Source organism: Moorena sp. SIO3I6, assembly GCF_010672095.1.
The window spans coordinates 25,599-33,714 of sequence record NZ_JAAHHU010000070.1 but is presented as its reverse complement, the minus strand read 5'-3'; the positions used below and the strand labels follow the sequence as shown (position 1 = coordinate 33,714).

10 protein-coding genes are annotated in these 8,116 nt (G+C 40.8%); 6 read left to right on the top strand and 4 right to left on the bottom strand.

Annotated features, from left to right (window positions below; all coding sequences use genetic code 11):
- Positions 1-1,250 (bottom strand): OB-fold nucleic acid binding domain-containing protein (locus F6K49_RS20215; protein WP_293099479.1); only part of this gene is annotated, 1,250 nt, incomplete at its 3' end.
- A gap of 195 nt (positions 1,251-1,445) precedes the next feature.
- Positions 1,446-1,634 carry a hypothetical protein gene (locus tag F6K49_RS20210; protein WP_293021736.1) on the bottom strand — a complete coding sequence of 63 codons (189 nt, stop codon included), beginning with the start codon at positions 1,632-1,634 and terminating at the stop codon, positions 1,446-1,448.
- Positions 1,635-2,005: 371 nt separating this feature from the next.
- On the opposite strand from F6K49_RS20210, the gene F6K49_RS20205 reads away from it, so the two are divergent.
- From F6K49_RS20205 to F6K49_RS20180, 6 genes are all read left to right on the top strand, one after another.
- A complete protein-coding gene (locus tag F6K49_RS20205; protein WP_293099476.1) occupies positions 2,006-2,137 on the top strand; it encodes a hypothetical protein in 132 nt (43 codons plus the stop codon).
- Positions 2,138-2,719: 582 nt separating this feature from the next.
- Positions 2,720-3,253 carry a phycocyanin subunit beta gene (locus F6K49_RS20200; RefSeq protein WP_293021735.1) on the top strand — a complete coding sequence of 178 codons (534 nt, stop codon included), beginning with the start codon at positions 2,720-2,722 and terminating at the stop codon, positions 3,251-3,253.
- Between the two features lie 103 nt (positions 3,254-3,356).
- Complete coding sequence (locus F6K49_RS20195; protein ID WP_293099473.1) at positions 3,357-3,845, top strand: bleomycin hydrolase; 489 nt, start codon at positions 3,357-3,359, stop codon at positions 3,843-3,845.
- Positions 3,846-3,987: 142 nt separating this feature from the next.
- On the top strand, positions 3,988-4,287 hold the full coding sequence (locus F6K49_RS20190) for an ankyrin repeat domain-containing protein (protein ID WP_293071734.1): 300 nt from the start codon (positions 3,988-3,990) through the stop codon (positions 4,285-4,287).
- Positions 4,288-4,296: 9 nt separating this feature from the next.
- Positions 4,297-4,782, top strand: a complete 486-nt coding sequence (locus F6K49_RS20185; RefSeq protein ID WP_293099469.1) for an ankyrin repeat domain-containing protein — start codon at positions 4,297-4,299, stop codon at positions 4,780-4,782.
- A 2-nt stretch (positions 4,783-4,784) separates the two neighbouring features.
- Positions 4,785-6,092: a HEAT repeat domain-containing protein gene (locus F6K49_RS20180; RefSeq protein WP_293071732.1), complete on the top strand. Its 1,308-nt coding sequence runs from the start codon at positions 4,785-4,787 to the stop codon at positions 6,090-6,092.
- A 52-nt stretch (positions 6,093-6,144) separates the two neighbouring features.
- Here the strand turns inward: F6K49_RS20180 and F6K49_RS20175 are convergent, their stop codons facing one another.
- Positions 6,145-6,477 (bottom strand): Nif11-like leader peptide family natural product precursor, encoded by a 333-nt coding sequence (locus F6K49_RS20175; RefSeq protein WP_293099465.1) that lies wholly within the window; start codon positions 6,475-6,477, stop codon positions 6,145-6,147.
- A 264-nt stretch (positions 6,478-6,741) separates the two neighbouring features.
- Positions 6,742-7,536 carry a phycobilisome rod-core linker polypeptide gene (locus tag F6K49_RS20170; RefSeq protein ID WP_293071730.1) on the bottom strand — a complete coding sequence of 265 codons (795 nt, stop codon included), beginning with the start codon at positions 7,534-7,536 and terminating at the stop codon, positions 6,742-6,744.
- Between the last annotated feature and the right edge of the window lie 580 nt (positions 7,537-8,116).

Genomic DNA, 8,116 nt, shown 5'->3' with positions numbered 1-8,116 from the left:
AAACGGACAAATTGATACTGCTGGGGTGTAGGAATAGTTGCCAGTACGGGTACTTTTGCCTGACGTTTTTTACCGGAATGTTTTTGCAGAATCGATTTTAATTGGTTAAGGTTGTTTGTCGTAACTTGCTTAGGGGTAAGTTCTACTACTACTGTTCGTAAAGTTTCAATTAGCTCAGCATCCTCAATAATCAGCTGAATTTTTTCATCTCGCTCATCCACCTTTGCCCAAATAATTAAACGGGAATCGGCTTGCAGTAATGAACTAATTTTTTCGTAAGTTTTCGGGAATACAACTCCTTCAGCTTGACCGGTCAGATCTTCTATCTGCACAAAGGCCATGCGTTGATTATTTGTTTTGGTGAGGTGAGGCTTAACTTCAGTGAGCATCACAATAGCACTCAAAGTTGTCCCCTTCTTTTGGTCTCCTAACTCGGCCAAACTGACAGGAGAAAGCACTTGAGCTACTGGACGGGCTGATTTTAAAGGATGGTCAGATACATAAAAGCCAAGCAATTCTTTTTCCCAATTTAATTTTTCTTGGCGTGAAAAATCAGAAACTGCTGGAGCGGTCGGAGCAGATTCCCAAGCATTATTGTTCTGATCTTGCTCAGAATTAGTGTTGCCAAACATATCAAAAATGTTCAGCTGACCACTTTCTCGGTCTTTGGCACGGTCTTGCCCCCAACTAATCACTGGGTCGAGGTCTTTGATAAGTTGCTGGCGGTTGGGCTGAATGCTATCAAAGGCACCACAGTAAATCAAAGCTTCCAAACCACGGCGGTTAAGGGTGCGCAAATCGACGCGATCGCATAAATCTGCCAAAGCCTTAAACTCACCACCAGTCTCCCGAGCCTTGAGAATACAATTAATTGCTCCGTGTCCCAAATTCCGGATTGCTGAAAACCCGAACAATATACTATTAGACATTGGGGTAAAATCAAAATCAGAACGATTAATATCCGGTGGCAAAATCTCAATCCCCATGGTTGAGCAAGTAGCAATATATTTCTGTATCTTGTCCGTGCTGTTACTACTCGCTGTCAGCAAGGCTGCCATATATTCAACTGGATAATTCGCCTTGAGATAGGCAGTTTGATAGGTTACATAGCCATAGGCGGTGGAGTGGGATTTGTTGAAGCAATTGGAAGCGACAATACCGTTTGCCAAAATAAAGTTATGGTCGCTCTTGACACCAATATCATAGACAGGTTGAGTGCCTAAGGATTTGCGGCTGATGATTTTAACCATCCCATGAATTTCTCCTTTACTCTGTAGACAATTGGAGATTTAACCTCCACACAAACTATAGTTTTTTTTGTTCAGATAAACAAGGGGTCTACTGTCAATTTTGATAACACTTTTATTTATGAATTGACGGTTGACTGTTAAGTGTTTGCTGTCCACAAATAACTGTCAACCGTCCACAAACAAGCAGTTATTTATTTACTTCTGATCTAATTCCTCCCCAGTATCAAAAATAATCACAAATTCGACATCAGGCATCAGCTGTCGGAGACTGCGCAGGTGACCCTCTGCATCTGAACGATTACGAAAGCGAGCAACAACCACTCGTTGCATTTTGGGTAATAACCGCACAATTACCCACGGACTAAGACGGTCGCGATAGGTCATAATAAAATTATCTCCTATGTTACTAGGGGTAATAGCCAGCCCCGTAGTTGTTCACTCTGAGGGGGCTGGTTTTTTACCTTATTAATTAAGGTCACTTTTATTATAGCACAAAAATATTTTTTTCGATATTTTTTTTGGAACAAATTGTAATTTACATATCACTTAATTAGTACATAATAATGGTGCATTGTTAAGGAATTTAACAGGTAAATATAAAATTGTATTTGCCATTAATACTTAATAAGTAATATAAACAATATAATAGCGATTGCTTAATTGCTGAAACAGAATTAAAAAAGTCGAGTAGTCAATGTCATGCTTGGACTATATACAATGGAAATGTTTTATTTTATTGTAAAAAAAAACTGAGGATGTCTTTCCCCTCTTGCCTCTTGCCTCTGGGTGCATCTCAATGCATGTTGTTTGACCTGGTGGGTGGAACGGGCATCTTGCCCGTTACAATCGGGCAGCAACCTAACCCGGGCATTGAGGCTGAAAATTAGGGCGAGCGCCCCTAACGCACCCTACAGAACATTTAGGTGCGCGCCCGTTCGCGCCCCGCGTCGGCTTTGCCGATAGGCGCGCTTTAATTCTTAATGGGTCAAGCGCACCTTTTCAAATATGAGATGCACCCTTGCCTCTTGCCTCTTGCCTCTTGCCTCTTGCATGCATGCCTAAAGCCCTTGCGCGTAGCGCTATAATACTTACCTACCGATTAACCAGACCTTAGCCAGATTGAGGGATGCTGGTCTCGGCTCCAAAGTTGCTAAGGCAAGCAACTCAACCAGTTTGATTGTCTACGGGATCCCATCGAGCCTGTCTGGCAACTGGCGTCCTAACCGTCGTGCCGGTTGCTATAAATGGACTTACTAGGGTTTCAGCCTGCAATGATTCCCCAAAGGCTTCGCCCCTAGGACTTTTCTTGCCGCGCTCTGAGGACAACTAGGCGTGGGTCTTCTTGCGGATTAGGCTAAAATATAAACTTTTATTACATTGTTTCTCAGAAACAGGACTAAGAGAACCTTCATTATTGTATCTTCATAGAGATATCCATAAACCTTTTGTATAAATTCAAGGACAAACAAATGTTCGATGCTTTTTCCAGAGCAGTAGTTGCATCAGACCAAAAGGGTGAATTTCTCGGTGGTGATGGCCTAAATGCTCTCAAAGAATTTGTTTCTTTGGGAAACCGCCGTCTAGATGCTGCGAGCTTCATTACTAGCAACTCTAGTTGTATCGTGTCTGATGCTGTATCTGGTATTGTGTGCGAAAACGAGGGTCTGACAGCACCTGGTGGTAGTATCTATACCAATCGTAAAATGGCTGCTTGCCTTCGGGATGGGGATATCGTTCTACGTTATATCACCTATGCTATTTTGGCAGGAGATGCTTCTGTACTCAATGACCGTTGCTTAAATGGCTTAAAAGAAACTTACTCCGCATTAGGTGTTCCTACAGGTAGTGTCAGTCGTGCTGTCAACATTATGAAAGCTGCTGCTCTTGCCTTTGTAACTAACACAGCTTCTCAGCGCAAAATGACTGTAACTCAAGGTGATTGCGCCTCATTAGCCTCAGAAATTGGTGGTTATTTCGATGCAGTAACGACAGCGATTAGCTAACCTTAGCTGGTTAGACAAGTTTTAATGCTGATTAAAGGAGTTTTAATCAAGCTGTTGTTTGAGCTGCAATTACATTAATTGAAAAATAGGAGATAATTGAGTCATGAAATCAGTGTTAACCACTACGATTGCTTCAGCAGATACCGCAGGTCGGTATCCCAGTGGATCTGATTTAGAATCTATTGCTGGTAATATTCAACGGGCTGATGCGCGTCTAGAAGCAGCAGACAAGCTAGCTTCCAACTACGAAGCCGTTGCTAAAGAAGCTGTTGATGCAGTTTATGCAGAATTTCCCGACGGAGTTAGCAAAGGTTGCACTCCTGAAGTACGCAAAGACAAATGTCTTCGCGATGTAACTACCTACCTACGCTTAATTAATTATTGCTTAGTTATTGGTGGTACTGGTCCTCTTGACGAATGGGGTATTGCGGGAGCCCGTGAAGTTTACCGCTCCCTCGGAATCAATACTGCTGCTTATGTGGCTGCCTTCACTAAAGTAAGAGATCGTATCTGCGTTCCTCGCGATATGTCTGCTCAAGCTGCCACAGAATTGACTGGTTATATCGACTATTTAATTAACTCTATGTCCTAGGGACATTGCCATCAATTTAATTTGATGAGTTAATTCTCTTTATAAAACTCTGGGCAGGATGCTTAGCTTTATTGGTTAAGTTTACTGCTCAGGGTTATTTAACTTTATCAGTTTGTTTTTGATTGGTGTTTGACAGATAATTATGAATTCTACAAATGATCTTAACGAAGGACTTTTACAGGCAAGTAAAGATGGAGATCTAGAAGTCGTAAAATCCCTAGTAGCCCAAGGGGCTGATGTCAATGTTAAGGATAAAGAAAATGCCACTGCTCTAATGCGTTCTGTATCTCGTAACTATAGGGAGATTGTGGAATTTTTGATCGAGAAAGGAGCTGATGTTAATGCCATCAATGATTGGGATTATACCCCATTAAAATATGCTATCAAACTCAACTTAAAAGAAATCCAGCAAATTCTCAGGGATAGCGGAGCAAAAGAATAAATTACTATTATGATTGCTGAGATAAACGCTCAATTAATAGAGGCAGCTAAGAGCGGTGATATTAAGACTTTAGGTTTATTACTTGAAAACGTTACTAATATCGATGAAAAAGATGATCTCTTTGGTAGAACGGTATTGATGTGGGTAGCGCGGGAAGGGCAAACTAAGACCTTACAAGTTTTACTTGAAAAGGGTGCGGAGGTAAATGCGATAGATAAATATGGCGGAACCGCATTACAGGCAGCAGCATCATCGGGACATACAGAAACCGTAAAAATCTTGCTCAACTATGGAGCAGATATTAACCCTCAAGATCAACATGGTTGGACTGCACTGATGATGGCAGCAGCTCATGGTCATATAGATGCGGTAAAAACCTTGCTTAAAGTTGGGGCAGATATTAATGCCCAAGACGAATATGGTTACACAGCATTGATGATGGCTCAAAAGCAAGGTTATAGCGATATTGTCAAACTGCTCAAATCCTCAATTTAAAGATGACTAGTCCTTTTCTAAACTTATTTCCTGGTTTATCAGAAGAAAAAGCGATTGAACTTTTGGAAACACCAGTAGAACAACTAAAAGAAAAATATCACCGTTATCTAGCAGCAGCTCATTTAGTAAACTTTCCTACGGAACGCTCAATCAAAGCACTAATCAAAGTTTTGCAAGACCCTAATCCTGCACGGGAAAATCGTCAAGCACAGCGTAAAGCCATAGAATCATTAGGACGCTTAAAGGTTAATCATGCCATCGAAGTCATGGAACCTTTCTTGGCCGATAATGATCGCTATATGGTAGAAAATACTGTTTGGGCAATCGGCGAGATTGGGACATCTAATCAGGACATTCTGGAAAAAATTGCTCAATTATTAGAGAAAGAAGGACAAATTTATCGAGTAATCATTCAAACTCTAACTAAACTCAATTATAAACCAGCATTGGCAAGAATTGCTCGATTTACGGAATCAGAAGATTCTGCCATAGCTTGTGCAGCCATAGCTGCTACCTGTAAGTTATCAGGAGATGACAATCAAGTCCATCGAATTATCAAATTCTTGAATGATAAAAACATTCACGCCCGGCGAGGAGCGATTCAAGACCTGATGGATTTAGAATACGATGGGGCTATTCCTGATATAGCTGCTGCTCCTGTTTCCCAATCTCTACGTCTTCGGGGAATGCGATTTTTAGCAGATCAGGCACAAGAAAAAGGAACCGTTGATGATTCGGTAATGGAATCGAGTTTTGATTTAGCAATTTGGGATCATCCTCAAGACCTTAAAATGGCTTATGAATATCCCCAAAAACCGAGTTTGGAAAGAGTAATTCAAGACCTCTACAATACAGATTTTGCCTATTGTTATTTGGCAAGTAAGGCGATGCTCGATTTTTACCCTAATGCTGGAGAAATATTAAAAAAATCTTTTGACGAAAACGCTCAGGAAGATTACGGAGCTCACTACCATATTATTAAACTATTTGGTTGGTTGAAATACGAACCTGCTTACGATCTCTTTGTGGATACCTTACTTAATTTGGGAGACAAATTTGTCAAATCGAGAATTGCAGCTGCTATCTCTTTAGGTAACTTAGGTAACAAGCAAGCAATTCCCCATTTAAAAGCTGGTCTTGAAAGTAAAGTTTGGAAATTAAAGTATGCTTGTTTATTAGCATTAGATTATTTGGGTGATTCAAGTGGTCGCGCTCTTTGTGCTAATGACTCTGATTGGCTGATTCAACTAAAGGGCAAGAGTTACCCCCCTCAGGGTAAGCAGGGTAGGGAGGTAGACCAGGGAGATTAAGGGACTTGATGTCCCGAAAATCCCCAAACCCCAAACTATGTTATTTATTAAACTATGTTACATTAGTATATTTAAAGCCAGAACGAAAATCATATTTTTCTTCTTTGTCGTAAGGGGTGCAGGTTGACTGAGAGTACTCAGCTAATGACTTAAAACCTGGCGGACAAAGTGCTGGACATATCTCGTTAACATCCTCCCTTTGAGGACAGCTGTAGACTCCTGCCCAGCGATTCCTAAATCTCCCCTTAACCTCTTCGGAGAACTTAAATCCTGCTTGCTCGGCAATACGGATAATTTCTTCGGGCTGGGCATCTTTTAATTGTGCTTTCAATGATTCATCTTTTTTGACAGCAACAATAAAGTCCATGAGCTGTTGTTTAGACATAAAAAACAAGATCTTTTCTAAGTTGTAAGTTTATGTGTTGAGCCCGAATTTTTTAATCCTGAAACATTTATGCTGAGTTAGGTCAGCGACCAGTGTTCAATACCAGTGTTAAATACCAGCCAGTGTTAAATTATGCAATCCTGTCCCACTCTTGAAAAAAAATTAAAAAAAATCCCATCTATCTCATCTCGATGAGATAGATGAGATTTAATCATTAGTTTTAAGGTAACCTAGGACAATTGCTGCTGGTCACAGAGGAGCTTTTTAAAGTGCCTCTGTAATGCTAATAATCTTACCTCCTACTCCATGAATATTCTGAAATGCTTTTGACATACAATCAAAGCTTACTGTTATCTGTTGTTTGCTGACTTTTTGCGCACGAGCGAAGTCGTTGGAACTAGAATAGGTAATCTTAAAACGTTTACCAGTATTGTCATAGTTCCCACCATTGCCCATAGCAAGGGGCTCGATTGGAGTAGCCATATTGGAGGCGACAGAGGTAATTAATTGAGCACTGTTATTTCTGTCGCTAGTAGGAGAACCTCTTAACAAGGAAAACATGCGATTGAAGCTTTCGTTGTTGAGACCAACTTGGGAACGAATATTACGAGGATAAGGAACAATATATTCTCCAAAGTTCAAAATATATTCTTCGCTATCGATGTAGGAGTCAATCTCAGCATCATATCCTTGTTCGTAATAGATTTGAACGTGGTCTTGAATTTCTTGTTGAGATTGAGGCGCACGACCTAACAAATGTTTGAAATTCAGTTCAATAAAGCGGTATGGAGAAGAGGAATGGAAGAAAAGTGACTTATATAAATTGGATTGAGCGATTATCCTCACAAACTGACGAACAGTAATGTCATCATCCCGGAGAAGTGCTTCAGCACTTTCCAGACGTTGTTCTTCCATTAAATGCTCATTTCCCAAGACTTGCTTGTAAACAGCCCTAATGATGATTTGTAAATCCTCTTCAGTCTGATTAGGACGCATTTCTAAAGGGTTTCCTTCAAAGGCATCCAAACCGAGGGTTGCCGAACGAGCTAAATTTCCCATCCACTTTCTCCTAAATACTAAAAAAGCTTAACTTTTAAAATCGTCTTTAATTGCTTGATTAAGCAATCCATACTAAAAATAACCAATAGGTGCGATCTTGTCCTAATTTATGAGAAACAAATTTACAAAAATTATTATTTGGAAAATTTGGTGGTCGATCAGCACAGTGTGCGATAGCTGATCAAGTCATGCCAACTCCAGGTTACGTCAGCTAACCCGGCCCTTTCTGCTGCAGTATTGCCCTTGCGACTATGGACCCAAATCGACTTGAAATCGCTGACCATCAACCTGACTGTGGCCTCAGTCTACTCCCAGGCTTGAGCAAATTTTTGATGACAATAAAATAATTGGTTGGTCATCCTGTACTTGATCTAGGACACTGGCTAGGTTAGCTCTGACTTGAGAAGAGGTAGTTTCTCGACTAACATCGTAGCCCTAAGCCTGACTTAATACAATAGTATTGTAAATACTGAAAATTGGAACTGGGCTAGACTGCGTTCGCGTAGCGGGGCAAAGCCCATCGCATAGCCAAAGCCAAAATGCGATGCCCGCGCATTGAGCCGCTAGGCGAACCCATTCT

Coding starts and splice junctions, on each gene's coding strand:
- F6K49_RS20210 (WP_293021736.1), bottom strand. CDS start 1,634: ATGACCTATCGCGACCGTCTTAGTCCGTGGGTAATTGTGCGGTTATTA.
- F6K49_RS20205 (WP_293099476.1), top strand. CDS start 2,006: ATGTCTTTCCCCTCTTGCCTCTTGCCTCTGGGTGCATCTCAATGCATG.
- F6K49_RS20200 (WP_293021735.1), top strand. CDS start 2,720: ATGTTCGATGCTTTTTCCAGAGCAGTAGTTGCATCAGACCAAAAGGGT.
- F6K49_RS20195 (WP_293099473.1), top strand. CDS start 3,357: ATGAAATCAGTGTTAACCACTACGATTGCTTCAGCAGATACCGCAGGT.
- F6K49_RS20190 (WP_293071734.1), top strand. CDS start 3,988: ATGAATTCTACAAATGATCTTAACGAAGGACTTTTACAGGCAAGTAAA.
- F6K49_RS20185 (WP_293099469.1), top strand. CDS start 4,297: ATGATTGCTGAGATAAACGCTCAATTAATAGAGGCAGCTAAGAGCGGT.
- F6K49_RS20180 (WP_293071732.1), top strand. CDS start 4,785: ATGACTAGTCCTTTTCTAAACTTATTTCCTGGTTTATCAGAAGAAAAA.
- F6K49_RS20175 (WP_293099465.1), bottom strand. CDS start 6,477: ATGTCTAAACAACAGCTCATGGACTTTATTGTTGCTGTCAAAAAAGAT.
- F6K49_RS20170 (WP_293071730.1), bottom strand. CDS start 7,536: ATGGGAAATTTAGCTCGTTCGGCAACCCTCGGTTTGGATGCCTTTGAA.